The organism is Nonomuraea sp. CA-143628, from assembly GCF_050942315.1.
Taxonomy (GTDB): domain Bacteria; phylum Actinomycetota; class Actinomycetes; order Streptosporangiales; family Streptosporangiaceae; genus Nonomuraea.
The window spans coordinates 10,170,663-10,197,116 of record NZ_CP192072.1; the positions used below are offsets into that span (position 1 = coordinate 10,170,663).

A 26,454-nucleotide genomic window follows, 5' to 3' on the forward strand; every position below is an offset into this window, starting at 1 on the left:
AGGCGCGGTGAGCTGGGGAGACTCATTGCAGGGGCGAGGGTTGGAGGCGGCTTGACGAGCGGCTACACCGGGGAACGGCGCACCCATCTGGAAGCACTCGCCGAGTTGTTGCCCGGTCACGGGCTGGCGAGTCGCATGATCGGCGGTGAGGAGCCGGTGCTGTGGGCGTGGCATCTCCGCACCGGCAGGCAGACGCTCGTTTTCGCCACCCCCGCCGGTCGTGGGTGGCAGTTCCTGTGGTCACCCGGGGGTCAGGGCACCGCCGACGACCTGCATCTGACGGCCCGCTCGCTGAAAGAGAGCATGGAGGATGACGAGCGGGGAGGCCGGCCGGGGCCGTGAGGTCAACGGAGCTTGGAGGAGACGTTCTCGACCTGGCAGACCGCGCGCCAGACGGTCTTGGCGCTCTCGCCGTCGGCCAGCGCCTGGTCGACCGTCCGCCCTTCGAGCGGGGCGAGCACGTAGTCGCGGGCCCACGAGTCGGCGTACGACTCCCCGAAGTGGGCGCGCATCCGTCTCCAGAACTCGGTCAGCCGCATCACACAAGTATGGAACCGCCGGAAGGGTGGGTAGGACACCCCCATGGCAAAGACCCCCAAGTCCTCCAAGTCCTCCCCGCCCAAGTCCGCCGAGTGCAAAGCCAACCGGAAGAAGCGCCGCCAGCTCCGGTTAACCCAGCGCATAGCCGTACAGCAGGAGAAATCGGAAAGAGCCGAAAGGCACGCTGGCATCAGGCAGGAACCTCGGGCGGGCACGCCGCGTACGCGTAGAGCGTCGCGACGGTAGATCACATCACGCGCGAGCCGTACATCTCACCCAGATGGTCGGCGAGCAGCTCCAGCCGGGCGCCGTCGGGGTCCTTGAAGTAGATGGAGGCGCCGCTCTCGATCTGGTGCGGCACGCCGGCCACCTCGAGCTTGCCGCGCAGCCGCTCCCAGGTGGCGGGGTCGACGGAGATCGCGATGTGGTGCAGCCCGCCGAGCACCTCCCGGTAGGGGCCGAGGTCGAGCCCCGGGAAGTCGAAGAAGGCGAGGAGGTTGCCGTTGCCGATGTCGAAGAAGAAGTGGTTGGAGCCCTTGAAGTCACGGTTTTCGAAAATCTCCGTCAAGGGGAACTCAAGAAGCTCCTGGTAGAACTTGACCGTCCGCTCCACGTCCGACGACAGCAGGGCGAAATGGTGCAGGCCGCGCGCGCTGCTGGATGGCCGGTGCGCTAAGAGGTAGCGCTCCCTGATGTCCTCGCGGCGGCTCTCAATGGCTGCGTAGTCGATGCCCACGCTCGCTCTATGTCCGCAGCACCCCCGCCTCAATCTCGCACCGCCGCCACAATGAGTTTTCTGTCGGTGCGGCGAGGCAGTATGTGCTGGTGAGCTCGCTAGAACATTTCTCCCACACCACCAGGCAGTGGTTCGCCGGAGCGTTCGAGGCGCCCACGAGTGCGCAGGAAGGCGCATGGGAGTCCATCGCGCGCGGCGACAACACCCTCGTGGTGGCGCCCACCGGGTCTGGCAAGACGCTGGCGGCCTTCCTTTGGTCCCTCGACCGCCTGGCCGCCGCCGACCGCTCCACCGCTCCGGCGGATCCGACGCAGGTCGAAGCGGGTCCGAAGCGAGGCGGCGCGGGTCCGAAGCCGGGGCCGAAGCAGGGTGACGCCAGTTCCAAGCAGGTCAAGAAACAGACCAAAGTCCTGTACGTGTCACCGCTCAAGGCGCTGGCCGTCGACGTGGAGCGCAACCTGCGTGCCCCGCTGGCCGGGCTCAAGCAGACCGCGCGCCGGCTCGGCCTGCCGGTGCCGGAGATCTCGGTGGCCATCCGCTCCGGCGACACCCCGGCCGAGGATCGCAGGCGGTTCGCCGCCCACCCGTCCGACATCCTCATCACCACGCCGGAGTCGCTGTTCCTGCTGCTCACCAGCCAGGCGCGCGAGGCGTTGCGGGGCGTCGAGACGGTGATCGTCGACGAGGTGCACGCGGTGGCCGCCACCAAGCGCGGTGCCCACCTGGCGCTCAGCCTCGAGCGGCTCGACGCCCTGCTCCAACGGCCCGCGCAGCGGATCGGGCTGTCAGCGACCGTACGCCCGGTGAGCGAGGTCGCGGCGTTCCTCGGCGGGTCACGTCCCGCGACGGTCGTGCAGCCGCCCTCCGACAAGGTCATCGAGGTCGAGGTGGTCGTCCCGGTCGAGGACATGACGGAGATGGAGGGCAGGCCGGGATCCGCGAACGGCGGGCCGGGGTTCGCCGACAGCGGGCCGGGGTTCGCCGACGGCGAGGAGCCCGAGCCGTCCAGCCGGTCGATCTGGCCGCATGTCGAAAACCACCTGTTCGAGCTGATCGAGGCGCATTCGTCGACGATCGTGTTCGCCAATTCCAGGCGGCTGGCCGAACGCCTCTGCACCAGGCTCAACGAGCTCGCCTACGAACGCGTGCAAGGGCCCGAGGCCGTCGATCTGTCGATCTGGGAGACGCCGTTGCCGGGAGATCCGCCCCGGCCGACGCCCTTGTCGGAAGATCCATCCCGGCCGGCACCGCTGCCAGGAGATCCGCCCAGGCCAACGCCGCTGCCGGGAGATTCGCCCAGGCGTACGCCGCCGCCTGAAGACCCACCTCGGCGGGCGCCCGCCGAGATGATGGCGCAGGCCGGGGCGAGCAAGGGCGTGGTCACCGAGATCGTCCGCGCGCACCACGGCTCCGTGTCGAAGGAGGAGCGGGCGCAGATCGAGGAGGCGCTCAAGTCCGGCCGGCTGCCCGCCGTCGTCGCGACGTCCAGCCTGGAGCTGGGCATCGACATGGGCGCCGTCGACCTGGTCGCGTGCGTGGAGGCGCCGCCGAGCGTGGCGAGCGGGCTCCAGCGCATCGGCCGGGCTGGTCACCAGGTGGGCGCGGTGTCCAAGGGAGTGATCTTCCCGAAATACCGTGGCGACCTGATTCAGACCGCCGTAGTGGCCGAACGCATGATGAGCGGCCAGATCGAGGAGCTGCGCTACCCGCGCAATCCGCTCGACGTGCTGGCCCAGCAGATCGTGGCGATGACCGCGCTGGAGGAGTGGACGGTCGACGAGTTGGAGGCCGTGGTCAAGCGGGCCGCTCCCTACGCGACGCTGCCGCGCACCGCGCTGGAGGCCACGCTCGACATGCTGGCCGGCCGCTATCCGAGCGAGGAGTTCGCCGAGCTGCGGCCGCGGGTCGTCTGGGACCGGGTGACGGGCACGTTGCAGGGCCGTCCGGGCGCGCAACGGCTGGCGGTGACCAACGGCGGCACGATCCCCGACCGCGGGTTGTTCGGCGTCTTCCTGGTGGGCGAGAAGGCCTCCCGGGTGGGGGAGCTCGACGAGGAGATGGTCTACGAGTCGCGGGTGGGCGACGTGTTCGTCCTGGGTGCGACCTCGTGGCGGATCGAGGACATCACGGCCGACCGGGTGCTCGTCTCCCCCGCGCCCGGCCAGCCGGGCAAGTTGCCGTTCTGGCACGGCGACGCGCCGGGAAGACCCGCCGAGCTGGGCAAGGCGATCGGCGAGTTCCTCCGCGAACACGCCGGAAACACCTCGACCGACCGCATGCGGGCGGCCGGGCTCGACGCGTACGCCGCCGGCAACCTACGCGCCTACCTCGACGAACAGCGTGAAGCCACCGGCTACGTCCCCGACGACCGCACCCTCCTGGTCGAACGCTTCCACGACGAGCTCGGCGACTGGCGCGTCGTCATCCACTCCCCCTACGGCGCGCGGATCCACGCTCCGTGGGCCCTGGCGATCAACCGGCGGCTGCGCGAGCGCTACGGCCTCGACGTACAGGCCGTGCACTCCGACGACGGCATTGTGCTGCGGATCCCCGACACGCTGGCCGAGCCGCCCACCGACGTGGCGGCGTTCGACGCCGAGGAGATCGAGCGGATCGTCACCGAGGAGCTGGGCGGCTCGGCGATGTTCGCCTCCCGGTTCAGGGAGTGCGCGGGCCGGGCCCTGTTGCTGCCGCGCCGCACGCCCGGCCGGCGCAGCCCGCTCTGGCAGCAGCGGCAGCGAGCCGCCCACCTGCTGGGGGTGGCCTCTCAATACGCGTCGTTCCCGATCGTGCTGGAGACGATGCGCGAGTGCCTCCAGGACGTGTTCGACGTGCCCGGGCTGGTGACACTGATGCGCGACATCGCCGCACGCCGGGTGCGGGTGGTGGAGGTGGAGACGTCGCAGGCGTCGCCGTTCGCCACGTCGCTGCTGTTCCACTACATAGGCGCGTTCATGTACGAGGGCGACGCGCCGCTGGCCGAGCGCCGGGCCCAGGCGCTGGCGCTGGACATGACCCTGCTGGCCGAGCTGCTCGGCGAGGCCGACCTGCGGGAGTTGCTCGACCCCGACGTCATCTCCGACACCGAACGCGAGCTGGCCAGACTCGACCGGCCGTTGCGCGACGCCGAGGACCTGGCCGACCTGCTGCGCTCACACGGGCCGCTGCTCGTGCCCGACGTGAGCCTGCGCGGCGGCGATCCGGCCTGGCTGACGGAGCTCGAACGAGCCCGCCGGGCGATCAAGGTGCGGATCGCGGGCGAGGAGCAGTGGGCGGCGATCGAGGACGCGGCCCGGCTGCGTGACGCGCTGGGCGCGCCCCTGCCGGTCGGGATCCCGCACGCGTTCCTGGAGCCGGTCGCCGACCCGCTGGCCGACCTCGTGGCCCGCCATGCCCGCACTCGCGGGCCCTTCCATGCCGGCACACCCGCCACCAGGTTCGGTCTCGGCGTGGCCGTGGTGACCGACGCCCTGCGCCGGCTGGCGGCGGCCGGGCGGGTGGTCAACGGCGAGTTCCGGCCGGGTGGCCGGGGCGAGGAGTGGTGCGACGCCGGTGTGCTGCGGATGCTGCGGCGCAGGTCCCTGGCGCGGCTGCGCAAAGAGGTCGAACCGGTCCCGCCCGAGACGCTCGCGCTGTTCATGCCCGCCTGGCACGGCATCACCGGCTCGACACCACGCGGCACCGACCGTAGCGGCGCGGCCGGCGCGGCGCGGGCGATGGACGCGCTGATCCACAGCGTCGAGCAGCTCCAGGGCGCCGCCGTACCCGCGTCGGCGCTGGAGACGCTGGTCCTGCCGTCGCGCGTGCCCGGCTACCACCCGGCACTGCTCGACGAGCTGACCTCGTCGGGCGAGGTGATGTGGGTGGGCCAGGGGTCGCTGCCCGGCGGCGACGGCTGGGTGTCGCTCTACTTCGCCGACACCGCTCCCCTGCTGCTGCCCGACCCCGGCCAGATCACCATGACCCCGGTGCACGAGCATGTGCTCGACGTGCTGGGCGGCGGCGGGGCGCTGTTCTTCCGGGGGATCTCCGACCAGCTCGGCTCGCTCGACGACGCGGCGCTGGTGTCGGCGCTGTGGGATCTGGTGTGGTCAGGGCGCGTGTCCGGCGACACGCTGGCGCCGTTGCGGGCCACGCTCGGGTCGGGCCGGCCCGCGCACCGGCCGGCCACCACTCGCCGGCGGCGGGCCGTGCTGCCGAGCAGGAGCGGGCCGCCCACGGTGGGCGGGCGCTGGTGGCTGCTTCCCTCGCCCGCCGAGGACACCACCCAGCGGGCGCAGGCTCAGGCCGAGGTGCTGCTCGAACGGCATGGGGTGGTGACGCGCGGGGCGGTGACATCGGAGCGGCTGCCGGGCGGGTTCACACCGGTTTACCAGGTGCTACGGGCCTACGAGGAGAGCGGGCGGTGCCGCCGGGGCTACTTCGTCGAGGGGCTCGGGGGCGCGCAGTTCGCGCTGCCGGGGGCGGTGGACCGGATGCGCGCCATGGCCCCGAGCGCCGCGCCGGCATCCGGCGACCACGATTTCGGGCGGGCCGCCGCCGGTGATCGGCGGGCGGTCGTCCTGGCCGCGGCTGATCCGGCCAACCCCTACGGGGCGGCGCTGTCGTGGCCGGCGCATCCCGGCGAGGTGGGGCACAAGCCCGGCAGGAAGGCGGGCGCGCTGGTGGTGCTGGTGGACGGGTTCCTCGTGCTGTACGTGGAGCGGGGCGGCAAGACGCTGCTGTCGTTCGCCGATGACGAGCGGCTGCGGCCGGCCGTGGACGCGCTGGCGCTGGCCGTACGGGATGGGGCGCTCGGGAAGCTGACCGTCGAGCGGGCCGACGGCGCCTCGATCGGCGAGTCACCACTGGCGGCGGCGCTGGAGGAGGCCGGGTTCCACCCGACACCGCGAGGTCTGCGCCTGCGCGCCTGACCAATCGCGAGACCCGCCCGGCCGGAAGGCCCGCACGCCCGACCGGCCGAGAGACCCGCCCGGCCGGAAGGCCCGCACGCCCGACCGGCCGAGAGACCCGCCCGACCGAGAGACCCGCACGCCTGACCAACCGGGAAGCCTGACCGACCGAGAGGGCTGCCCGGCCCGACGATGTGTACGGGTTCACCCTCCCGATTCCCCGACGACACCGGAAACGGCCGTAACTTTGTATACGATTCCCTCAAATGACTGAGCTGACACTGGGCGGCGCCCACCTCCCCCTTCGCGACCAAGTGACCGCGGAGATCCGCCGACTCATCATCTCCGGCGAGCTCCCCCAGGGTGAACGCCTGGTCGAGGACCGGCTGGCCGCAAGGCTGGGCGTGTCGCGCAACCCGGTGCGCGAGTCGATCCGGGTGCTCGCCGCCGAGGGTTTCGTGCAGGTCATCCCCAGGATCGGCGCTACCGTGGCCCGACTGTCGCCGGCTGAGGCCGAGGAGCTCTTCGACGTGCGGATGGCGATCGAGGGACTGGCGGCCCGGCTGGCGGCGCGCAAGCGGACCCCGGAGACGGCCGCGCGGTTGCGGCGGGTGCTCGACTCGGCCAAGGAGGCGGTCGAGGAGGGCCGGCTCGAACGGGTGGCCGACCTCAACACCGCCTTCCACCTGGCCGTGGGTGAGGTGGCGGGCAATTCGTACCTCAATCTGATGATGGCGCCGATGCTGCTGCGGGCTCAGTGGGTGTTCCGGCAGACCGCGGCCGCACGCGGACCGCACTCCTGGTCGGAGCACCTGAGCCTGTGCGAGGCCATCGCGGCGGGCGACGAGGACGAGGCCCAGGCCAGGGCGGTCGCGCACGTCGCCGCGGCCAGGCGGTCGTTCCTGGCCGCCGTACGCCCAACAAAGCCTCAGCACGACGAGAAAACGGTCGGATAACAACACGCGGTGACGAAACACCGTTGAAATCCAGGTTCTTGTATACAGTCTCCTAAAGCTCGTCCCCCCGGAGGCATCATGAGACCCAGGCTGGTCTTGACGCTCGCCGTACTCCCCATAGCCCTGACGGCTTGCGGTGGAGGCGGTTCGAGCGGCACCCCCGTCGCCCCGTCAGTGGCCGACGCCACGTCCGACAGCCGCGCCGTCAAGAGCGGCGGCACCCTGAACATCGCGCTCAACGCCGACCCCGACGCGCTCGACCCGAGCGTGTCCACCACGCTGGTGGGCCGCGAGGTGTTCGCGAGCATGTGCGAGAAGCTCTTCGACATCGACGCGAAGGCCACGCTGGTCCCGCAGCTCGCCACCGCCCTGCCCGAGGTCTCGGGCGACGGCAAGGAGGTGACGATCAAGCTGCGCGAGGGCGTGAAGTTCAACGACGGCACCGCCTTCGACGCGGAGGCGGTCAAGAAGTCGCTCGATCGCCACCGTACGTGGGAGAAGTCGGCCCGCCAGGCCGACCTGGCCGCCGTGTCGAAGGTGAGCGTGGTCGATCCGGCCACCGTCAAGCTCACGCTGGCGCGCGCGTTCACGCCGCTGACGGCGCAGCTCGCCGACCGCGCCGGGATGATCATGTCGCCCAAGGCGCTGGAGGCGGCGGGCGACAACTTCGGCGCGAGCCCGGTGTGCGTCGGGCCGTTCAAGTTCGCCGCCCGCACCTCCGGCAGCCAGATCGTGCTGGACAAGGCGCCCGACTACTATGACGCCGCCAAGGTGAAGCTCGACAAGCTCGTATACAAAATCATCGTCGACCCGAACGTCCGGGCCGCGAACCTGAAGTCCGGCGACGTCCAGGTGGCCGACCAGCTGGCCACGACCACGGTCAAGGGCGTGCAGGCCGACCCGAACCTCACCGTCGTGTCCGGCGGCGGGCTCGGCTATTACGGCCTGACGATCAACACCGGCAACGCCAACGGCTCCACCGAGAAGCCGGGCACGGTCAGCACCCCGCTGGCCAAGAGCCCGCAGCTGCGCGAGGCGTTCGAGCTGGCGCTGGACCGCGACCAGATCAACAAGACCGTCTACAACGGCCTGTACGAGGCCGACTGCTTCCCGCTGCCCGCCGACAGCCCCTACCGCTCGCCCTCGCTCCAGTGCGCCAAGCGCGACCTGGCCAAGGCCAAGCAGCTGGTGCAGGCGTCCGGCGTGCCGACGCCCATCCCGGTCACGCTGACCACGCCCAACGACGCCACCAACCAGCGTCTGGCCCAGGTCATCCAGCAGATGACCAAGGAGGCGGGCTTCAACGTCACGGTGCAGACGGCCGAGTTCGTCAGCACGCTGGAGCAGGGCAAGGCCGGCAAGTTCGACACCGTGCTCAACGGCTGGTCGGGCCGGGTGGACCCGGACGGCAACCTGTCGAACCTGATCACCAGCCGCGGCAGCAACAACTACAGCGGCATGTCCGATCCCGGCATCGACGACCCGATCAAGGAGGCCGCGGCGGCCACGGAGCCGGCCCAGCGCGCCGAGCTGTACGCCAAGGCGCTGCAGCGGGCGGCCGAGGTGCGCGGCGTCGTGTACCTGTATCACAACAAGTACTACCTGGGCATGAACAAGACCGTCGCCGGTGTCCAGTACTTCAAGGATGGCCTGCCCCGCTTCGTCACCGCTGGGTTCGCCGCCTGATGGTCTGGTTCATCCTCCGCAGAGCGGGCTCGGCGGTGATCGTGCTGTTCCTGGCCAGCGTCCTGATCTTCCTCGGGATCAGGGCGCTGCCCGGGGACCCGGCCGTGGTGATGGCCGGCGAGGAGGCCTCGCCGGCGATGGTCGAGGCGATCCGCCACGAGTTCGGCCTGGACAAGCCCCTGCCGGTCCAGTACCTCGACTACGTGGGCCAGACCCTGTCCGGCAACCTCGGCCGCTCCACCCAAGATCAGCTGCCGGTGGCCGACATCCTGGCCGAGCGGCTACCGGTGACGCTGGAGCTGTCGGCTCTGGCCCTGCTGGTGGCGATCGTCGTGGGCCTGGGCGCGGGCATCGTGGCCGCGATGAAGCGGGGCAGGCTGCCCGACTACGTGGCCACCGGCTTCGGCCTGGCGGGGCTGTCCGTGCCGCACTTCTGGCTGGGGCTGCTCGGCATCCTGCTGTTCGCGGTGACGCTGCGCTGGCTGCCCGCCTCCGGGTACGTCCCGTTCACCCAGGACCCCGGCCAGAACCTGCAGCGCATGATCCTGCCCGCCCTGGTGCTCGGCACCGGGTTCGCGGCGATCCTGATGCGGCAGACGCGCTCGGCCATGCTGGGCGCGCTGTCGGCCGACTATGTGCGGACCGCCCGGTCCAAGGGCCTGTCGGAGGCGAAGGTGGTGGGCGCGCACGCGCTGCGCAACAGCCTCACGACCGTGGTGACCGTCCTGGGCCTGCAGCTCGGCGCGCTGATCAGCGGCGCGGTGGTGACGGAGCAGATCTTCGTCATCCCCGGATTCGGCAAGCTGACCGTGGACGCCGTGCTCACCCGCAACTATCCGGTCATCCAGGCCGTGGTGCTGATCACGGTCATCGGGTACGTGCTGGTCAACCTCCTGGTGGACATCGCGTACGCCTTCCTCAACCCGCGCATCCGGCTGTCGGGAGGCGGGCATGGCTGAGGCACTGGCCGTACCGGTGACGACGGGCCGCGCCGATCGCCGCCGCAGGCTGTGGCGGCGCTTCAGGCGGCGCCCGATGCCGATGGCGGGCCTGGTGCTCGTCGCCGGGTTCTTGCTCCTGGCGCTGCTCGGACCCCTGCTCACCGGCGATCCGTCGGCGCAGGACTACACCGCCACGCTCGCGCCGCCGTCGGGTGCGCACCCGCTCGGCACCGACGATCTGGGCCGGGACGCCCTGGCCAGGATCGCGCACGGGGCGCAGGTCTCGCTGCAGGCCGGCGTGCTGTCCACACTGCTGGCCATGGTGGTCGGCATCCCGATCGGGCTGGTGGCCGGGTTCTACCGGCGCTGGCTGGACCCGGTCGTGATGCGGCTGGTCGACGTGACGCTGGCCTTCCCGTTCCTGGTGTTCGCGGTGGGACTGGCGGCGATCATCGGCCCCTCGCTGAAGGGCGTGGTGCTGGCGCTCGGCTTCTCCCAGCTGCCGGCGGTCATCCGGATCACCCGCGGCGAGGTGCTGTCGATCAGGGAGATGGACTATGTGGCCGCGGCCATCGCCGACGGCGCGACCGACCGCCACATCCTGCTCCGCTACGTGCTGCCGAACTGCTCCAGCCCGCTCATCGTGCAGGCCACGGTGGCGATCCCGGCGGCGATCATCGGTGAGTCGACCTTGTCGTTCCTGGGCCTGGGGGTCCAGCCGCCGACGCCGTCGTGGGGCGTGATGCTCACCACCGCCCAGCAGTACCTGGACGTGGCCCCATGGCTGGCGATCTGGCCGGGACTGATGATCGCGCTGGCCACGCTCGGCTTCAACCTGCTGGGCGACGGGCTGCGTGACGTTCTCGACCCGAGGAGCGGCCGATGAGCCTACTCGAGATCACCGACCTGACCGTCGACTTCGACACCGAGGACGGCCTGGTGCAGGCGGTCAGGGGCATCTCGCTCGAACTGGGCGAGGGCGAGATCCTGGCGCTCTGCGGCGAGTCGGGCTGCGGCAAGTCGGTCACCGCGATGTCCGTGCCGAGGCTGCTGCCGCCGGACACGACCAGGCTGTCGGGCTCGGTCAAGCTCGACGGCCGCGAGCTGACCACGCTGCCCGAGTCGCGGATGCGGCAGATCAGGGGCAAGGACGTGTCGGTCGTCTTCCAGGAGCCGATGACCTCGCTCAACCCGTCGTTCACGGTCGGCTACCAGATCACCGAGGTGCTGCGCCGGCACGAGGGGCTGTCCCGGAAGGCCGCGCGGGACCGCGCGGTGGAGCTGCTCGAACTGGTCGGCATCCCGCTGCCCGCCCGCCGGATCAAGGAGTACCCGCACCAGCTCTCTGGCGGCATGCGCCAGCGGGTGATGATCGCGATCGCGGTGGCCTGCTCACCGCGGGTGCTGATCGCCGACGAGCCCACGACCGCGCTGGACGTGACGATCCAGGCGGGCGTGCTCGACGTGTTCCGCGACCTGCGCGACCGGCTCGGCACCGCGGTCATCCTGATCACCCATGACCTGGGCGTGGTGGCCGACATCGCCGACCGGGCCGTGGTCATGTACGCGGGCCGGGCCGTCGAGCAGGCGCCCGTCACCGAGCTGTTCGCGCGACCGCGCCATCCGTACACGCTGGGCCTGATGAACGCGCTGCCGTCGGCCGCTGTGAACGGCCGGCTCGCCGAGATCCCCGGCATGGTGCCCTCGCCGCTGACGGACCCGGACGAGTGCGCCTTCCAGGCGCGCTGCACCCGCGCGCAGGACGACTGCCGAAGCAAAAGACCCCAGCTCGAGCCCCAACGGCCGGACGATCATCTGGCGGCCTGCTTCCACCCGGGAGGGCAGTCGTGATCCTGGAGATCGACAACCTGGTCAAGCACTACGGCCAGGTACGCGCCGTGGACGGCCTGTCGCTGAGCATCGGCCAGGGCGAGGTGCTCGGCCTCGTCGGCGAGTCGGGCAGCGGCAAGTCGACCGTCGGCAAGTGCGTACTGCGGCTGACCGAGCCCACCTCGGGCGGCATCCGGCTCGACGGCCGCGACATCACCCACCTGTCGCGCCGGGCCATGCGCCCGCTGCGCAGGGACGTCCACATGGTCTTCCAGGACCCCTACTCCTCGCTCAACCCGCGTTTCACGATCGAGCAGATCGTCGGCGAACCGCTGCTGCACCACGGGATCGCGAGCCGGCGCGAGGCCGGCGGGCGGGTCGCCGCCATGCTGGAGCAGGTCGGGCTGCGCCCGGAGATGAGGTCGCGCTTCCCGCACGAGCTGTCCGGCGGGCAGCGGCAGCGGGTGGGGCTGGCCCGCGCGCTGATCCTCGAGCCCAAACTGGTGGTGGCCGACGAGCCGGTGTCCGCGCTGGACGTGTCGGTGCAGGCGTCGGTGCTCAACCTGATCACCGACCTGCAGCGGGAGATGGGCTTCTCCTGCCTGTTCATCACCCATGACCTGTCGGTGGTGGAGTTCCTGGCCGACCGGATCGCGGTGATGTACCTGGGCAAGATCGTGGAGTCCGGGCCGACGGCGCAGATCTTCGCCGAACCCCGCCACCCCTACACGCAGGCGCTGCTGTCGGCGGCGCCGGTGGCCGATCCGGTCAGGCAGCGCGAGCGGCGCCGGATCGTGCTGGGCGGCGACGTGCCGAGCCCGGTCGATCCGCCCGCCGGCTGCCGCTTCCACACCCGGTGCCCGCTGGCGTACGACGCCTGCCGTACGAGCGAGCCGGCACTGACGGACCCCCGTACGAGCGGCCATCCGGTCGCCTGTCACCTGGTCACGGCGGACCACGTGCCCGACGCGGCCGCCACCCGATGAAGGGACGCACTTTGTTCACCACCAGGCCCGAGCTGACCGGAGACTTCGGCATGGTGGCCAGCACGCACTGGCTGGCCTCCGCTACCGGCATGAGCGTGCTCGAACGCGGCGGCAACGCCTTCGACGCGGCCGTCGCCGCCGGGTTCGTCCTTCAGGTGGCCGAGCCGCACCTGAACGGGCCCGCCGGCGAGGTGCCCATCCTGCTGTGGAGCCAGGATGAGGAGCGGGTGTCGGTCGTGTGCGGGCAGGGCGTCGCCCCCGCCGCCGCCACGATCGACCGGTTCACCGGCTTGGGGCTCGACGTGGTGCCCGGCACCGGGCTGCTGGCGGCCACCGTGCCCGGGGCGTTCGGCGGCTGGATGCTCATGCTGGAGCGCTGGGGCACCTGGACGCTGGCCGACGTGCTCGAACCCGCCATCCACTACGCCACCCACGGCGTCCCGGTGATCGACCGGATCGCCGCCACGGTCACATCGGTCGAGCGCCTCTTCCTCGAGGACTGGCCGACGTCGGCCGCGACCTGGCTGCCGCAGGGGAAGGTACCGGGAGCCAAGCTGACCAATCCCGTGCTCGCCGCCACCTACCGCAGGCTCGTCTCCGAGGCGCGGGCCGCGTCGAGCAGCCGCGAGGGGCAGATCGCGGCCGCCCGCGACGCCTGGTACCGGGGGTTCGTCGCCGAGGCCATCGCCCGGTTCAGCGCCGAGACCGCCTGGCGCGACAGCTCGGGCGAGGTCCACGGCGGCCTGCTCACCGGCGACGACCTGGCGAGCTGGTCGGCGTCGGTCGAGGAGCCGGTCACCTTCGACTACCACGGGCACACGGTCTGCAAGACGGGCCCGTGGGGGCAGGGGCCGGTCTTCCTGCAGCAGCTCGCCCTGCTGTCGGGGTTCGACCTGGACACGATGGGGCAGCTCAGCGCCGACTACGTGCACACGGTGATCGAGAGCGCCAAGCTCGCCTTCGCCGATCGCGAAGCCTGGTACGGCGACGCCGAGGTGCCGATGGCCGACCTGCTCGACGACGAGTACAGCGCGAAGCGGCGCGCGATCATCGGCGTCGAGGCCAGCATGGAGCTGCGGCCGGGCGCGCCCGGCGGGCGCCCGCCTCGGCTGCCCGTGTTCCCCGGTCCCGGCACGGTCAGCACGGCGCCGGGCATCTCGGGCGTACGGTCCGGTGTGGGCGAGCCCACGGTCGGCTCGGGCGGCTCGGTGGGCGAGCCCACGGTCGGCTCCGACGGCTCCACCCGTGGCGACACCTGTCACGTGGACGTCGTGGACCGGCACGGCAACATGGTCTCCGCCACGCCGAGCGGCGGCTGGCTGCAGAGCTCGCCCACCATCCCCGAGCTGGGCTTCTGCCTCGGCACCCGGGCGCAGATGTTCTGGCTGCAGGAGGGGCTGCCCGCCTCGCTGCGGCCGGGCACGCGCCCGCGCACCACGCTGTCGCCGTCGTTCGCGCTGCGCGAGGGCAAGCCGTGGCTGGCGTTCGGCACACCCGGCGGCGACCAGCAGGACCAGTGGAGCCTGAACTTCTTCCTCTCCCTCGTCCACGGCGGGCTCAACCTGCAGCAGGCCGTCGACGCCCCCATGTTCCACTCCGAGCACTTCCCCAGCTCGTTCTTCCCGCGCGGCTCCCGGCCGGGCGTCATGCACGTGGAGAACCGTCTGGACCCGGCGGTGGTCGCCGAGCTACGCAGGCGTGGCCACCAGGTGGAGGTGCAGGGGCCGTGGTCGCTCGGCCGGCTCAGCGCGGTCGCCCGTGACGGCGGCTTCCTGAAGGCCGCCGCCAACCCGCGCGGCGCCCAGGGCTACGCGGCCGGCCGATGATCGAGCTGTCCGAGCTGGCCTTCCTGGCCGGGGCGGGCCTGCTGGCCGGGGCGGTCAACGCCCTGGCCGGCGGGGGCACCCTGATCTCCTTCCCGGCGCTGCTGGCGCTCGGCTATCCGAGCATCACCGCCTCGGTGACCAACGCGGTGGCGCTCTGGCCCGGCTACCTGGGCGGCGTCCTGGGTTACCGGGCCGAGCTGAGCGGGCAGCGGCGCCGGGCCACGGTGCTCGCGGCCACCACCGTGCTCGGCGCCATCGCGGGCAGCTCGCTGCTGCTGCTCACGCCGGGGCGGCTGTTCGACTCGCTGGTGCCGTGGCTGGTGGCCTTCGCCAGTCTGGCGCTGCTCGCTCAGCCCTGGCTGCGCAGGCGCTTCGAGGGCGACGGGCGGCAGGGCACCAGCGGGCTGGTCCACATCGGGGTGTTCCTCGGCGGCTGCTACGGCGCCTACTTCAACGGCGGCATGGGGGTGCTGCTGCTGGCGGTGCTCGGGCTGTTCCTGCATGACGACCTGCATCGGGTCAACGCCGTGCGGGCGACCCTGTCACTGGTGATCAGCACGGTGTCGGTGGTGGCGTTCTCGCTGTTCGGGCCCGTGCGGTGGGAAGCGGTGGCGGTGGTCGCGCCGGCGAGCCTGGCGGGTGGCTTCCTCGGCACCCGTCTGGCCCGTCTCATGCCACCCGCCGTGTTGCGCGGCGTGGTGGTCGTCTTCGGACTCGGCGTAGCCACAGTTCTGGCCCTGCGCTGACCGGTCAGGCGACCGTGGCCTCGATCAGGTCGTCCACGACCGCCGCCAGGTGCCCGGTGCGGGCGTGCGCCCTGCGCTGCCGCTCCGCTCCGGAACCCCGGCCGAGCAGCCGGTCCAGCCCTTCTTCGACCAACGGCAGGTCACCGGCCTCGGCCGCGGCCTCCCGTACGTGCTCCAGAAGACGGCCCGCCATCACCCGCGCCGGCACCAGCACACCCTCACGCACGTCGAGACTGTCGCCGCCCAGGCCGTCACGGGCGGCACGCCAGTAGGCGGCCCGTATGACCTCCGACGGGATCGGCAGCCCGCGGTCACCGTGCGCCACGGCGGACAGCGCGGTCACGACCAGGCTGCGGATCAGCCCGATGATGGTGAGGCTGTCGCTGACGTCCAGCGGCACGTCGGCGACGCGCACCTCGATGGTCGGCAGCGAGGGTGACGGGCGCGCGTCCCAGTACACCGTCTTGGGGTCCATCAGCGCGCCCGACTGCGACAGCGCGCGCAGCGCCAGCTCGTAGTCGGCGTACGACGGGAAGTACGGCGGAGCACCCGAGACCGGCCAGCGGCCCCAGCTGATCACCCGCCAGGACGCGTAGCCGGTGTCGCGCCCCACGAAGAAGGGCGAGTTCGCGGCCAGCGCGATCAGCGTGGGCAGCCACGGGCGTAGGTGATTACCGACATAGACCGCCTGTTCCTCGTCGGGGACGTCCACGTGCACGTGCAGGGCGCAGATGCTGAGGTCGTCCTGCAGCGCGCGGTAGAGGATCCGGCCCTGCTCGTAACGGACGTCGTCGGTGAGCGGAATCGGCACGATGTCACCCAGTACGGGAATGCCGCTGGCGACCACGGCCAGCCCACACGAGCGGGCCGCCTCGGCCACCTCCTTGCGCGCGGCCCTCAGCCGCGTGTCTAACTCACCGAGGTCGGCCGAAGGGGCGGTACGTGCCTCGACCTGGAAACGGGTGATCTCGTGGACGACGTCTAGGACGTCCGTCGCGGCGGCCAACACATCTGCCGCCCGGGGAGCTACGTGGCGCGACCAGGGATCGACGATGAGGTACTCCTCCTCGATCCCGATAAGAGGAGTCACATCCCTTTTATGCCCCTTTTCCGCTAGGCAAAGCGGTGCGGGCCATAGAGTGCGTACGGCCTTCCCTCGGCGAGCGCCCAATACCGGTCGCCGAAGGACCAGTGCCACCACTCCGTCGGGTAGTTGACCAGGCCGACAGGCTCCAGGGCGTCAGCGAGGATCTTGCGATGGGCGCGGGCGTCGGCCGAGATGTTCGTGGCGTCCATGTAGCAGGCGCCGTCGCTCTCCTCCGGGTTGTCGTCGACCTGGGTGCCCATGTCGTACTCGGTGCCGTCGGGCGCGCACAGCGTCAGGTCGACGGCGGCACCGGCCGTGTGCGGGGCCACGTCGACCGGCGACACATACCGACTTGCCGCGATATGTGCCTCGTCAGGCGACATTTCGGGGAAAGCGGCGCACAGCCCGTCCCGGTACTCCTCGAAGATCCGGCGCTGCGTGTCGATCGGCCGGTAGCCCTCGACGACCAGCAGATGGAAGCCGTCGGGCAGCCGCCGCTCGGCCCGCTCCAGCCGCGCCAGCAGCCCGGACCGCAGGTGCGCGTAGGCACCCGCGCGGTCGGCCATCCGCTCGTCCATACGCAGGCGGCCGCGCACGTCCGCCAGTTCCTCGCCGTTCTCGCGCACCGGGATCGCGGCGACGCGGGGATCAGAGATCAGCACGATGTCGCTCGTGGGCTGCCACATAGGCAGAAATTCTCACACAGTGTCGGAGAAAACCTGATCTCGGGCCTGCGCCAAGGCCGCGACCAGGGCGCCGCGCAGCACCGGATTGCCCGCCACCCCCGTCGTGACGACCTTGGGCCGGGTCGGACAGAACCGGGCGACCGCCTCCTCGACCTTGGCGGCCAGGCGCTCGCCGCCCGCCCGGCCGACGTCGCCGCTGAGCACGATCAGCCCGGGGTCGAGGACGACCGTCACGGCCGCCGCCCCCACCGCCAGGCGCGCCGCCACCTCGTCCAGATACCCGTCGCAGCCGTTGCGCACCTGGTCGGGGACCGTGGTGCCGAGCACGCCGTGCGTGGTGGCCAGCCCGCTCAGCGCGTCGTGCCCGACCAGCCGCTGGAAGGAGCCCGAGGTCGGCTGCGTCACGTCGAGGGGCAGCGGCTCGCCCGGCACGGGCAGCCAGCCGATCTCGCCCGCCGTCCCGGTGATGCCCCGGTGCAGCCGCCCGCCGAGCATGACGCCCAGCCCTTGACCGACACCCGCCCAGATGACCACGAAGTCGTCGTGTCCTACGGCGGCGCCGTAGCGGTGCTCGGCCAGCGCGACCAGGTTCACGTCGTTCTCGATGATCACCGGGACGCCCAGCGTCTGGCGCAGGCTGGCCAGCACGCCGACGTGCCAGGCCGGCAGGTCGCAGGAGAAGCGCACGTCACCGCTGCCCGGATCGACCACGCCCCTGGTGCCGATCACGAAGGCACGCAGCTGTGACAGGCTGACCCGGGCCGAGGCGCAGGCCCGCTGGACAGCGGAGTGCACGGCCTTGACCGGATCCCCGTCCGCCGGGTTGACGGTGACCTCCACCACGATCTGTCCTGTGATGTCCGCCACACCAACGGTGAGGCTGTCGGGCAGTACTTCGAGCCCGGCGACGTACGCGCTGGACGGATTGACCGCGTACAGGGCCGCGTGCGGACCCCTGCCTCCGGCCCGCTCCCCCGCCACCCGGACGAGCCCCCGCTCCTCCAGCCGGGCGAGCAGCTGACCTGCGGTCACCTTGGACAAGCCGGTCCGCTCACCGAGCTCCGCACGGGTCAGCGGCCCGTCCTCCAGGAGGAGTTCGAGTGCCGTGCGGTCGTTCAACCGGCGGAGCAGCCGAGGGATCCCCGGGCTTCGGCTCATCGACGCGCTCCCTCTCGTCACGAATGGCTAACGGGCGTTTTTTTTAAGAAAGTTTCTTGTTAGTTTAGCAGCAGTCGTTCGGACATGCAGATCAGCCTGGTGCGGACCGCAAGCGAGCACCCGGGAAGGGAGAACCCTGTGAGGATCGCGCAGATCACCGCCACTACGGTCACCACGGCCGCTCTGGCCCTGGGCCTGGCCGCTTGTGGTTCCGGCGGGACGCCCGCGGCTTCGCCGAGCGCGGCGGCCTCCGCCCCCGCCGCGTCCGGCCCCAAGTACGCGGGCAAGGAGCTGACCTTCTGGCGCCTGGGCGACAGCAACCCCGCCGCGCAGAAGTACACCGACGAACTGGTCGCCGCCTTCGAGCAGCAGACCGGCGCGAAGGTGAAGGTCGAGTGGATTCCGTGGCCGCAGGTGAACGACAAGTTCACCGCCGCGGCGGCCGGTGGCACCGGTCCCGACGTCACCGAGATCGGCAACGACCAGGTGCCGCTGTGGCAGAGCCAGGAAGCCCTCGAGCCCGTCACCGACATCGTCGGCTCGGGCGACCAGGCGCAGATCCCGAAGAACCTGATGGGCCTGGAGACGATCGACGGCGAGACCTACGCCGTGCCGTGGGGCGGCGGCAGCCGGGCGGTCCTGTACCGGGCCGACTGGTTCAAGGAGCTCAAGATCGAGGTCCCGAAGACCTGGGACGACCTGGTCGCCGCGGCCAAGAAGATCCAGTCCAAGAAGGGCAAGGACGTCGACGGGTTCGCCTTCAACGGCGGCTCCGACGCCAACCACCTGCTGGGCGCCCTCGCCTGGACCGCCGGCGGCGACTACGCCGTCAAGGAGGGCGACAAGTGGGTCGGCAAGCTGACCGACCCCGCCTTCAAGTCCGGCTTCGCCCAGTACACCGGCCTGGTCACCGACGGCCTGTCGAGCAAGTCGCGCCTCACCCAGAACACCACGGACATCCGCACCCGCTTCGCCAACAACAAGGTGGGCATGTACCTCACCGCGTCGTGGGACCTGCCGGGCATCGACGAGGACAGCAAGGGCAAGCTCAAGGGTGACAAGCTGGCCTTCTTCCCGCTCCCGTCCAAGGACGGCGGCGAGGCGCAGTCCTTCCTGGGCGGCAACGACATCGCCGTGTGGGGCGGCGCCAAGGAGAAGGACGCGGCCAAGGAGTTCGTGAAGCTGGCCTCCGGCAAGGAGTGGGGCGTCAAGTACGCCAAGGACGGCGGCCTGCTCCCCGTCTACCCGGACGCCCTGGCCGCGCTGGCCAGCGACCCGGCCCAGGCGCCGTTCGCCGCCGCCTTCGCCAAGGCCAAGGCCTTCCCGGCCAGCCCGCACTGGACCGAGGCCAACGAGACCAAGGCGGTGCTGCAGAACGCGGCCCGCACGGTCATCGAGGGCAAGTCGTCGGCCGACGACGCGCTGGCCAAGGCCAACAAGGAACTCGAAGACATCCTCAACGCCGCCTCATAGCCTTATGACGAACACCTCGACGCTCGCCAGGGGTGGCGGCCAGTCCTCCACCCCGCGGCGGCCCAACTCCCACCGCCCGGCCCGGGCCAGCGGCCTGCCCACCTGGTCGGTGCCGTACGTGCTGCTGATCCCCGGCCTGCTGGTGATCGGGGCGCTGCTGCTCTACCCGCTGTTCCAGGTCGGGATCATCGCCTTCCAGAAGGTGGGCCTGGTCCAGATCAGCGGCAGGAAGCCCGCCACCTGGGTCGGCTGGGACAACTTCACCCGCATCTTCGACAACGAGATCTTCTGGTCCTCGCTGCGCAACACGCTCGTCTTCGCCGTCGTCGCGGTGTCACTGACGCTGATCGTCGGCACGGCGGTGGGCGTCCTGCTCAACAAGCTCGGCCGGAAGATGTCCACGTTCGTGGTGGTCGGCATCATGTTCGCGTGGGCCGTGCCGCCGGTGGCGCAGGGCATCATCTGGAAGTGGCTGTTCGACGCCGAGGCCGGCATCGCCAACTGGGCCCTGAACGCGCTGCCCGACTGGCTGTCGAACCTGCTCTTCGGCCGGGCCGACTGGACCGGCCAGCCGTGGCTGAACGACGCCTGGTCCATCTATATGGTGCTGATCATCTGCGTCGTCTGGGCGAGCTTCCCGTTCGTGGCCGTCTCGGTGCTGGCGGGGCTCAAGGGCATCCCGGCGGAACTGTACGAGGCTGCCCGGGTGGACGGGTCGCCGCCCTGGCGGACGTTCAGGAAGATCACGTTTCCGCTGCTCAAGCCGGTCTTCGCGGTCCTGACCGTACTGTCGATCATCTGGGACTTCAAGGTCTTCGCCCAGCTGTACGTACTCATGGGCTGGACCGCGAACCGTGAGGCGTTCAACCTGTCGATCTACTCCTACACCGAGGCGTTCCGCGCGCCGCCCAAGATGGGGTCAGGCGCGGCGATCGCCCTGGTGCTGACCCTGATCCTGCTGGTCATCACCGCGGTGTACGTGAGGCAGCTCGTCAAGCAGGAGGAGATGTGAGCCCGCTCGCGCGCAAACAACTCGGCAAGATCGCGCTGAACGCGGCTGGGCTGCTGGTCTTCCTGATCGCGATCTTCCCCGTGTACTGGATGGCCTCGACCGCGTTCAAGGCCAACGACCAGATCTTCACCACCGACTTCATCCCGTTCCCCACTCATTTCACCTTCGAGCACGTCGACCGGGTGCTGAGCGAGGGCGTGGCCGGGCACTCGATCTGGCTCTACATGCGCAACAGCGCCATCGTGGCGGGGGGCACCGTGCTCATCGGGGCGGTCTTCTCGCTGCTGGCGGCGACCGCGGTGGCCCGCTTCAGGTTCAAGGGGCGCAACACGTTCCTGATCCTGCTGCTCATCGTGCAGATGATCCCCTCCGAGGCGCTGCTCATCCCGCTGTTCCTGAGCGTCAAGCGGCTCGGCCTGTACGACCAGCTGGCCGGCCTGATCCTCGTCAACGTGGGGCTCACGCTGCCCTTCGGCATCTGGATGCTGCGTACGTTCGTCGCCGCCGTGCCCAAGTCGCTGGAGGAGGCGGCCTGGATCGACGGCGCGGGGCGGATGACCACCTTCTGGAAGGTGCTCTTCCCCCTGGTCGCGCCGGGTCTGGTGGCCACCAGCATCTTCTCGTTCATCACCGCGTGGAACGAGCTGATCTTCGCGCTGGTCCTGATGAGCGGCTCGGAGGGCTACACGATGCCGGTCGCCATGCAGTACTTCTTCGGGCAGAAGGGCACCGACTGGGGCGCCATCATGGCCAGCTCCACGATGATGACCATCCCGGTCGTCGTCTTCTTCCTGCTGGTTCAGCGCCGCATGGTCTCCGGTCTGGTGGCCGGGGCCGTCAAGGGCTGACCGATCCACAGGTCTTCGTGCGGCCTCGCCGTGCCCTGACCGTGCCTGAAACCCCATTGATTGAGGAGCTATGAGTCAGAGTGATCGGGGGCTGCGCCGCCTCGCGGCCGGCACGCTGCTCGTCGCCTTCCAGGGCACCACGGCGCCCGACTGGGTGCTGCGCGAGCTCGAGAACGGCCTGGGTGGTGTCACCCTCTTCGGCTTCAACGTCGCCGCCCCGGACCGGCTGCGGGCGCTGACCGCGTCCCTGCGCGCGGCCGGCGAACCCGTCATCTCCCTGGACGAGGAGGGCGGCGACGTCACCCGCCTGGCCTACCACGTCGGCAGCCCGTACCCGGGCAACGCGGCGCTGGGCGCGGTGGACGACGCCGAGCTCACCCACCGGGTCTACCGGGCCATCGGCGGGGAACTGGCCGCCTGCGGCATCAACCTGGACATGGCGCCCGACGCCGACGTCAACACCGAGGCCGACAACCCGGTGATCGGCACCAGGTCGTTCGGCGACGACCCCGAGCTGGTGGCCAGGCACACGGTGGCCGCCGTCCAGGGCCTGCAGTCGGTGAACGTGGCCGCCTGCGTCAAGCACTTCCCCGGCCACGGCGCCACCCGGGTCGACTCGCACGTCTCCGTGCCCGTCGTCGACGTCACCCTCGACGTGCTGCGCGAGCGCGAGCTGGTGCCGTTCCGGGCGGCGATCGGCGCGGGGACCAAGTCGATCATGACCGCGCACGTGGCGGTGCCCGCGCTGACCGGCTCGACCCCGGCCACGCTGTCGCCCGCCGCGCTGACCGAACTGCTCAGGGGCGAGCTCGGGTACGACGGCGCGGTCATCAGCGACGCGATGGACATGCACGCGATCACCAAGAGCGTCGGCCTGGCCGGTGGCGCCGTGCTGTCGCTGACCGCGGGCGCCGATCTGCTCTGCCTGGGCCCGCTGCCCTCCTACGACGACGTGCGGCACATCGTCGACGAGATCGTCACGGCCGTACGGGAGGGGCGACTGCCCGCGGCCCGGCTGGAGGAGGCCGCGGCCCGGCTGGCGGCGCTGCGCGAGTGGTTCGGCTCGCCCGCTTCGCCCTCGGTCGAGCAGAACGGGGTCGGCCTGCACGCCGCCAGACGCGCGGTGCGGCTCACGGGCGTGACGGAGCCGCTGGTCGAGCCGCTGGTGATCGAGGTGGACACGCCGCCGACGATCGCCGTCGGCGACGTGCCCTGGGGCGTGGGGCCATGGCTGCCCCAGGCCGAGATCATCCGGGTGAAGCCGGCCGACGCGGACGTGCCGGTGCTGCTGGCGAAGGCCACGCACCGGTCGCTGGTCCTGGTGGTCAAGGACGCGCACCGCAACGAGGCCAGCCGCGAGCTGGTCTCCGCCCTGGTGGCGGCCCGGCCCGACGCGACGGTGATCGAGATGGGGCTGCCGGTCTGGCGGCCGGACAGCGCGGCCTACATCGCGACGTACGGCGCGGCCCGCGCGAACGCCCAGGCGGCCGTGGAACTGCTCACCGTCTGAGCCGGGCTGATCGTCACCCTCGGACTGGCCATGGGCCGCGTCGGGCCGGTCGTGGCCCGCGTCGGGCCGGTCACGGCTTGAGGAGTGCCTCGCGGGCCTGGTCCAGGGCCGCGAGGACGGCGCCGCGCAGCACCGGGTTCTTGTCGGTGACCGTGGTGGTGACGACCTGGGGGCGTACGGGGCAGATGCGGGCCACGGCCTCCTCCACCCGGGCGGTGAGCGCGGTGCCACCGGCCTGGCCCACCTCGCCCGCCAGCACGACCAGCCCAGGGTCGAGGATCACGCAGACCGCGGCCACGCCGAGCGCGAGCCGGTGCGCGATCTCGTCGAGAAAGGGCTCGCCCTCGGCTCCGGCCGCCATGGCGACCTTCACGCACTCCCCGGCGCTCTCGGCCGTGAACCCGTAGCCCTCCGCGAGCTCGCCCACGGCCTCGGCGCTGACGAGCGACTGCAGGCCGCCCGCCAGCGAGGGCAGGCGGCCCGGCTCGTTGCGGATGTCCTCGGGCAGGGGTACGCCGGGCACCGGCAGGTAGCCGATCTCGCCCGCGCTGCCCGAACGGCCCCGGTGCAGCTTGCCGCCGAGCATCACCGCGAGACCGAGGCCACGGGCGGACCAGAGCAGCACGAAGTCGTCGAGCCCCTGGGCGGCGCCGTCGGCGCGCTCGGCGATCGCGGCCAGGTTGACGTCGTTCTCGATCGTCACCTCGCGCTTGAGGTCACCGGCGAGCGCCTCGTGGATTCCCTCGTGCCAGCCGGGCAGGTCGAAGGAGAAGCGCACGTCGCCGCTGCGCGGATCGACCACGCCGGGGGTGCCGATGACCACACCGCGCAGCCGGCCGATGCTGATCTTGGCGCTGCGGCAGGCCTTCATGATCGCGCCGTGCACGACCGAGACCGGATCGTCGAGGTCGGCGGGGTCGACGGTGACCTCGGCGATCGTCCGGCCGTGGATGTCGGCGACGGCCGCCGAGATCAGCTCGGGCCCCACCTCGAGCCCGGCAACGTAGGCGCTGGAGGGGATGACGGAGTAGAGCGCCGCGTTGGGGCCGCGCCCGCCGGCCTGCGTGCCGACGACCTCGACCAGCCCGCGCTCCTCCAGCCGGGACAGCGTCTGCGAGGCGGTGACCTTGGACAACCCCGTCCGATCGCCGATCTGCCCCCGCGTCATCGGGCCCGTGGCCAGCAACAACTCCAGTGCGGCCCGGTCGTTGATCTCCCTGAGCAGTCTGGGCACACCAGGGCGTCGCTCCACGCTGAATCCCACCGTCAAATCGAAAAGGTTGTTGGAAGTTTAGCGCCCTGGACCTTGCTTATCACCGCAGGTGAACACGAGGATGTCTCACGATCATCCCCTCTGTCCTGCGCCGCCTCGGCAGCCCACTGATCGCGTTGTCCGTGCAGGCACCGCGCCTGCCGCGTCCGGATCGACCGCCCATTCTGGCGACGTTGCGCATAACCAGTGTTGACCAGGAGGGATAATCGACAACATGCGCCTTTCCGCTCGTGTCGACTACGCCCTCCGTGCTGCCGCCGAACTCGCCGCGGCCGGCGCCGGGCCGACCACCGTGGGCGAGCTCGCCAAAGAGCAGGACATGCCCCCCAAATACCTGGAAAACATCCTGCTGCAGATGCGGCGTGCCGGACTGGTCCGTGGCCAGCGGGGTCCGGAAGGCGGCTACGTCCTGGCCCGGGCCGCCGCGGACATCTCTCTCGCCGACGTCATCAGAGCGGTGGACGGGCCACTGGCCAACGTACGTGGTGAGCGTCCCGAGCACGTGGGCTACCGGGGGCCGGCGGAGTCGCTGCAGCAGGTCTGGATCGCGCTGCGGGCGACCGAACGCGCCATCCTGGAGGAGGTCACATTGGACCAGGTGGCCAGCGGCGCCCTCCCCGACCGCGTCCGCCAACTCGCCGCCGACCCCGCCGCCTGGGACTGACCCCACCCACCGGACTCGCCCGGCACCCTGGGAGCACTCCCCAGAAGGCGAGCAACTCGCCTTCCTATATCGACCCCACCCGCCGGGCCGATTCGCCGCCCTGGGAGTCACTCCACACAACGCGGCCAGCTCGCCGCTCGGGGAGTTACCCCACCTGGCGGCTCAGCCGGGACGCCGCCTTCAGAAGGGGATGCCAGCCGATCCGGCCGGGTTTCTAGACTGGGAGCATGCCCGAAGGAGATGCCGTCTACCGTACGGCCGCGCGCCTGCGTGGCGCGCTCGACGGCCGGGTCCTGACCCGTTCGGACTTCCGCGTCCCCCGGCACGCCACGGCCGACCTCACCGGCCGGACGGTCCTGGAGAACCTCTCACGCGGCAAGCACCTGCTGACCCGCGTCGAGGGCGGCCTGACCGTGCATACGCACCTGCGCATGGACGGCAGCTGGCGAGTGCTGCCCGCGGGCCGTCGCACCGCCCCCGGCGACCAGGTCCGGCTGGTGCTGGCCAACGAGCAGTGGCAGGCCGTGGGCGTGCGGCTGGGGGTGGTGGACCTGCTGAAGACCGCCGACGAGCATCGCGTCGTCGGGCATCTGGGGCCCGATCTGCTCGGCGACGACTGGGATCCGGCAGAGGCCGTGCGCCGTCTGCGCCAGGCGCCGGAACGGACGATCGGGGAGGCGCTGCTCGATCAGCGCAATCTTTCGGGAATCGGCACCATCTATCGCGCCGAGACACTCTTCCTGCGCGGCATCTGGCCGTGGCGGAAGGTCGGCGACATCGAGGACCTGGACGCGCTCGTGACGCTCGCCCAGCGGCTTCTGGCGGCGAACAGGACACACGCCGCCACAGTGACCACGGGCGACCGCAGACCGGCCGGCCAGACGTGGGTTTACGGCAGGGCAGGCCGACCCTGCCGCCGATGCGGCGCGCGCATCAGTCGCGGCGAGATGGGCGCACAGCCACAGGAACGCCTGATCCTGTGGTGTGGTGACTGCCAACCGCGTTAGGCGGCCACCATGTCCTTGACTTCGGGAAACACGGAGTCGGCGATCGACCCGGGCACCGTCTCGGGAAGAGGGATGCGCTCGTGCTCCGGCGCGTCGGCGAGCACAGGGGTGGCCTGGAGCTCCGCCAGCGCGAACTGGTCGGACACCTCACGCAACACCTGCGACAGCGGCACCCCGAGGGCGCCACAGATCGACGCCAGCAGCTCCGATGACGCCTCCTTCTGACCGCGCTCAACCTCGGACAGGTAGCCAAGCGAGACACGCGCCAGCGTGGACACCTCACGAAGAGTGCGTCCCTGCCGCACCCTCAATCGCCTCAGCACGTCGCCGAGCAGCTGACGCAGCAGAATCATCTGTCGCTCCCTCCCCGGCGTGGATGGCTTCACCACCACGCCCCGCGCGGTCGGATCGTGCCGTCCATTCTTCTTCTTCGGCTCGTACATGCTCCTCGCCGTCATCATCGGACGTCTCCGTCCCTGCCCCGCCGCGCTTCCTTCATTGCGCAATGGCTCAGTGCGTGACAGCTCATTACGTGAAGGTTCGTTACGTGACTCGTTAGGCCCGCCTGCCGGGCGCTCGGTGCTTGCAGATGGCTCA

The 26,454-nt window shown here is 70.9% G+C and carries 23 protein-coding genes; 16 read left to right on the plus strand and 7 right to left on the minus strand.

Going from position 1 to position 26,454, the window contains the following annotated elements; translation table 11 throughout:
- Window positions 1–51: 51 nt before the first annotated feature.
- Window positions 52–342, plus strand: a complete 291-nt coding sequence (locus ACQP2T_RS46055; protein WP_433511154.1) for a hypothetical protein — start codon at window positions 52–54, stop codon at window positions 340–342.
- A 2-nt stretch (window positions 343–344) separates the two neighbouring features.
- On the opposite strand, the gene ACQP2T_RS46060 is transcribed toward ACQP2T_RS46055, so the two are convergent.
- Window positions 345–539: a DUF3046 domain-containing protein gene (locus ACQP2T_RS46060; protein WP_433511155.1), complete on the minus strand. Its 195-nt coding sequence runs from the start codon at window positions 537–539 to the stop codon at window positions 345–347.
- Window positions 540–787: 248 nt separating this feature from the next.
- Window positions 788–1,276, minus strand: a complete 489-nt coding sequence (locus tag ACQP2T_RS46065; RefSeq protein ID WP_433511156.1) for a VOC family protein — start codon at window positions 1,274–1,276, stop codon at window positions 788–790.
- An 83-nt stretch (window positions 1,277–1,359) separates the two neighbouring features.
- Between ACQP2T_RS46065 and ACQP2T_RS46070 the strand changes: the two genes are divergently transcribed.
- The 9 genes from ACQP2T_RS46070 to ACQP2T_RS46110 all read left to right on the plus strand — a co-directional run bounded on the left by ACQP2T_RS46070 (window position 1,360) and on the right by ACQP2T_RS46110 (window position 15,139).
- Window positions 1,360–6,189 (plus strand): Lhr family helicase, encoded by a 4,830-nt coding sequence (locus tag ACQP2T_RS46070; protein ID WP_433511157.1) that lies wholly within the window; start codon window positions 1,360–1,362, stop codon window positions 6,187–6,189.
- Between the two features lie 245 nt (window positions 6,190–6,434).
- Window positions 6,435–7,124 (plus strand): GntR family transcriptional regulator, encoded by a 690-nt coding sequence (locus ACQP2T_RS46075; RefSeq protein WP_433511158.1) that lies wholly within the window; start codon window positions 6,435–6,437, stop codon window positions 7,122–7,124.
- Window positions 7,125–7,202: 78 nt separating this feature from the next.
- Window positions 7,203–8,810, plus strand: coding sequence for an ABC transporter substrate-binding protein (locus tag ACQP2T_RS46080; RefSeq protein WP_433511159.1), 1,608 nt, complete (start codon window positions 7,203–7,205; stop codon window positions 8,808–8,810).
- Window positions 8,810–9,769 carry an ABC transporter permease gene (locus ACQP2T_RS46085; protein WP_433511160.1) on the plus strand — a complete coding sequence of 320 codons (960 nt, stop codon included), beginning with the start codon at window positions 8,810–8,812 and terminating at the stop codon, window positions 9,767–9,769. The genes ACQP2T_RS46080 and ACQP2T_RS46085 overlap by 1 nt, the downstream gene beginning before the upstream one ends.
- Entirely contained in the window at window positions 9,762–10,637 is an 876-nt protein-coding gene (locus tag ACQP2T_RS46090; protein WP_433511161.1) for an ABC transporter permease, read from the plus strand. Before ACQP2T_RS46085 ends, ACQP2T_RS46090 begins: the two co-directional genes overlap by 8 nt.
- On the plus strand, window positions 10,634–11,602 hold the full coding sequence (locus ACQP2T_RS46095) for an ABC transporter ATP-binding protein (protein ID WP_433511162.1): 969 nt from the start codon (window positions 10,634–10,636) through the stop codon (window positions 11,600–11,602). Before ACQP2T_RS46090 ends, ACQP2T_RS46095 begins: the two co-directional genes overlap by 4 nt.
- A complete protein-coding gene (locus tag ACQP2T_RS46100) occupies window positions 11,599–12,567 on the plus strand; it encodes an ABC transporter ATP-binding protein (protein WP_364006296.1) in 969 nt (322 codons plus the stop codon). The genes ACQP2T_RS46095 and ACQP2T_RS46100 overlap by 4 nt, the downstream gene beginning before the upstream one ends.
- Window positions 12,564–14,393, plus strand: coding sequence for a gamma-glutamyltransferase family protein (locus ACQP2T_RS46105; protein ID WP_433511163.1), 1,830 nt, complete (start codon window positions 12,564–12,566; stop codon window positions 14,391–14,393). The genes ACQP2T_RS46100 and ACQP2T_RS46105 overlap by 4 nt, the downstream gene beginning before the upstream one ends.
- Complete coding sequence (locus ACQP2T_RS46110) at window positions 14,390–15,139, plus strand: sulfite exporter TauE/SafE family protein (protein WP_433511164.1); 750 nt, start codon at window positions 14,390–14,392, stop codon at window positions 15,137–15,139. The genes ACQP2T_RS46105 and ACQP2T_RS46110 overlap by 4 nt, the downstream gene beginning before the upstream one ends.
- Before the next feature lie 4 nt (window positions 15,140–15,143).
- Here ACQP2T_RS46110 and ACQP2T_RS46115 read toward each other — a convergent pair whose 3' ends face one another.
- Genes ACQP2T_RS46115 through ACQP2T_RS46125 form a run of 3 tightly spaced genes read right to left on the minus strand, consistent with a single transcriptional unit; the run spans window position 15,144 to window position 18,070 of the window.
- Window positions 15,144–16,229, minus strand: a complete 1,086-nt coding sequence (locus ACQP2T_RS46115) for a carboxylate-amine ligase (RefSeq protein WP_433511165.1) — start codon at window positions 16,227–16,229, stop codon at window positions 15,144–15,146.
- A gap of 23 nt (window positions 16,230–16,252) precedes the next feature.
- Window positions 16,253–16,912: a M15 family metallopeptidase gene (locus tag ACQP2T_RS46120; RefSeq protein ID WP_433511166.1), complete on the minus strand. Its 660-nt coding sequence runs from the start codon at window positions 16,910–16,912 to the stop codon at window positions 16,253–16,255.
- 12 nt (window positions 16,913–16,924) lie between these two features.
- Window positions 16,925–18,070 (minus strand): ROK family transcriptional regulator, encoded by a 1,146-nt coding sequence (locus tag ACQP2T_RS46125; RefSeq protein ID WP_433511167.1) that lies wholly within the window; start codon window positions 18,068–18,070, stop codon window positions 16,925–16,927.
- A gap of 138 nt (window positions 18,071–18,208) precedes the next feature.
- On the opposite strand from ACQP2T_RS46125, the gene ACQP2T_RS46130 reads away from it, so the two are divergent.
- The 4 genes from ACQP2T_RS46130 (at window position 18,209) to ACQP2T_RS46145 (ending at window position 22,913) form a co-directional block, all read left to right on the plus strand.
- Window positions 18,209–19,543: an extracellular solute-binding protein gene (locus ACQP2T_RS46130; RefSeq protein ID WP_433511168.1), complete on the plus strand. Its 1,335-nt coding sequence runs from the start codon at window positions 18,209–18,211 to the stop codon at window positions 19,541–19,543.
- A 4-nt stretch (window positions 19,544–19,547) separates the two neighbouring features.
- Window positions 19,548–20,555 (plus strand): carbohydrate ABC transporter permease, encoded by a 1,008-nt coding sequence (locus ACQP2T_RS46135; protein WP_433511169.1) that lies wholly within the window; start codon window positions 19,548–19,550, stop codon window positions 20,553–20,555.
- Window positions 20,552–21,403, plus strand: coding sequence for a carbohydrate ABC transporter permease (locus ACQP2T_RS46140; RefSeq protein ID WP_433511170.1), 852 nt, complete (start codon window positions 20,552–20,554; stop codon window positions 21,401–21,403). Before ACQP2T_RS46135 ends, ACQP2T_RS46140 begins: the two co-directional genes overlap by 4 nt.
- Window positions 21,404–21,473: 70 nt before the next feature.
- A complete protein-coding gene (locus tag ACQP2T_RS46145) occupies window positions 21,474–22,913 on the plus strand; it encodes a glycoside hydrolase family 3 protein (RefSeq protein ID WP_433511171.1) in 1,440 nt (479 codons plus the stop codon).
- A 70-nt stretch (window positions 22,914–22,983) separates the two neighbouring features.
- Here ACQP2T_RS46145 and ACQP2T_RS46150 read toward each other — a convergent pair whose 3' ends face one another.
- Window positions 22,984–24,165: an ROK family transcriptional regulator gene (locus tag ACQP2T_RS46150; RefSeq protein ID WP_433511172.1), complete on the minus strand. Its 1,182-nt coding sequence runs from the start codon at window positions 24,163–24,165 to the stop codon at window positions 22,984–22,986.
- A 235-nt stretch (window positions 24,166–24,400) separates the two neighbouring features.
- Here ACQP2T_RS46150 and ACQP2T_RS46155 point away from each other — a divergent pair, with 235 nt between their 5' ends.
- Window positions 24,401–24,850, plus strand: a complete 450-nt coding sequence (locus ACQP2T_RS46155; protein WP_357946947.1) for an RrF2 family transcriptional regulator — start codon at window positions 24,401–24,403, stop codon at window positions 24,848–24,850.
- Window positions 24,851–25,077: 227 nt separating this feature from the next.
- Entirely contained in the window at window positions 25,078–25,857 is a 780-nt protein-coding gene (locus tag ACQP2T_RS46160; protein ID WP_433511173.1) for a DNA-formamidopyrimidine glycosylase family protein, read from the plus strand.
- Here ACQP2T_RS46160 and ACQP2T_RS46165 read toward each other — a convergent pair.
- Complete coding sequence (locus tag ACQP2T_RS46165) at window positions 25,854–26,210, minus strand: helix-turn-helix domain-containing protein (protein WP_433511174.1); 357 nt, start codon at window positions 26,208–26,210, stop codon at window positions 25,854–25,856. The genes ACQP2T_RS46160 and ACQP2T_RS46165 overlap by 4 nt on opposite strands.
- Between the last annotated feature and the right edge of the window lie 244 nt (window positions 26,211–26,454).

Coding starts and splice junctions, on each gene's coding strand:
- ACQP2T_RS46080 (WP_433511159.1), top strand. CDS start 7,203: ATGAGACCCAGGCTGGTCTTGACGCTCGCCGTACTCCCCATAGCCCTG.
- ACQP2T_RS46085 (WP_433511160.1), top strand. CDS start 8,810: ATGGTCTGGTTCATCCTCCGCAGAGCGGGCTCGGCGGTGATCGTGCTG.
- ACQP2T_RS46075 (WP_433511158.1), top strand. CDS start 6,435: ATGACTGAGCTGACACTGGGCGGCGCCCACCTCCCCCTTCGCGACCAA.
- ACQP2T_RS46060 (WP_433511155.1), bottom strand. CDS start 539: ATGCGGCTGACCGAGTTCTGGAGACGGATGCGCGCCCACTTCGGGGAG.
- ACQP2T_RS46155 (WP_357946947.1), top strand. CDS start 24,401: ATGCGCCTTTCCGCTCGTGTCGACTACGCCCTCCGTGCTGCCGCCGAA.
- ACQP2T_RS46135 (WP_433511169.1), top strand. CDS start 19,548: ATGACGAACACCTCGACGCTCGCCAGGGGTGGCGGCCAGTCCTCCACC.
- ACQP2T_RS46160 (WP_433511173.1), top strand. CDS start 25,078: ATGCCCGAAGGAGATGCCGTCTACCGTACGGCCGCGCGCCTGCGTGGC.
- ACQP2T_RS46105 (WP_433511163.1), top strand. CDS start 12,564: ATGAAGGGACGCACTTTGTTCACCACCAGGCCCGAGCTGACCGGAGAC.
- ACQP2T_RS46125 (WP_433511167.1), bottom strand. CDS start 18,070: ATGAGCCGAAGCCCGGGGATCCCTCGGCTGCTCCGCCGGTTGAACGAC.
- ACQP2T_RS46120 (WP_433511166.1), bottom strand. CDS start 16,912: ATGTGGCAGCCCACGAGCGACATCGTGCTGATCTCTGATCCCCGCGTC.
- ACQP2T_RS46165 (WP_433511174.1), bottom strand. CDS start 26,210: ATGATTCTGCTGCGTCAGCTGCTCGGCGACGTGCTGAGGCGATTGAGG.
- ACQP2T_RS46095 (WP_433511162.1), top strand. CDS start 10,634: ATGAGCCTACTCGAGATCACCGACCTGACCGTCGACTTCGACACCGAG.
- ACQP2T_RS46090 (WP_433511161.1), top strand. CDS start 9,762: ATGGCTGAGGCACTGGCCGTACCGGTGACGACGGGCCGCGCCGATCGC.
- ACQP2T_RS46145 (WP_433511171.1), top strand. CDS start 21,474: ATGAGTCAGAGTGATCGGGGGCTGCGCCGCCTCGCGGCCGGCACGCTG.
- ACQP2T_RS46110 (WP_433511164.1), top strand. CDS start 14,390: ATGATCGAGCTGTCCGAGCTGGCCTTCCTGGCCGGGGCGGGCCTGCTG.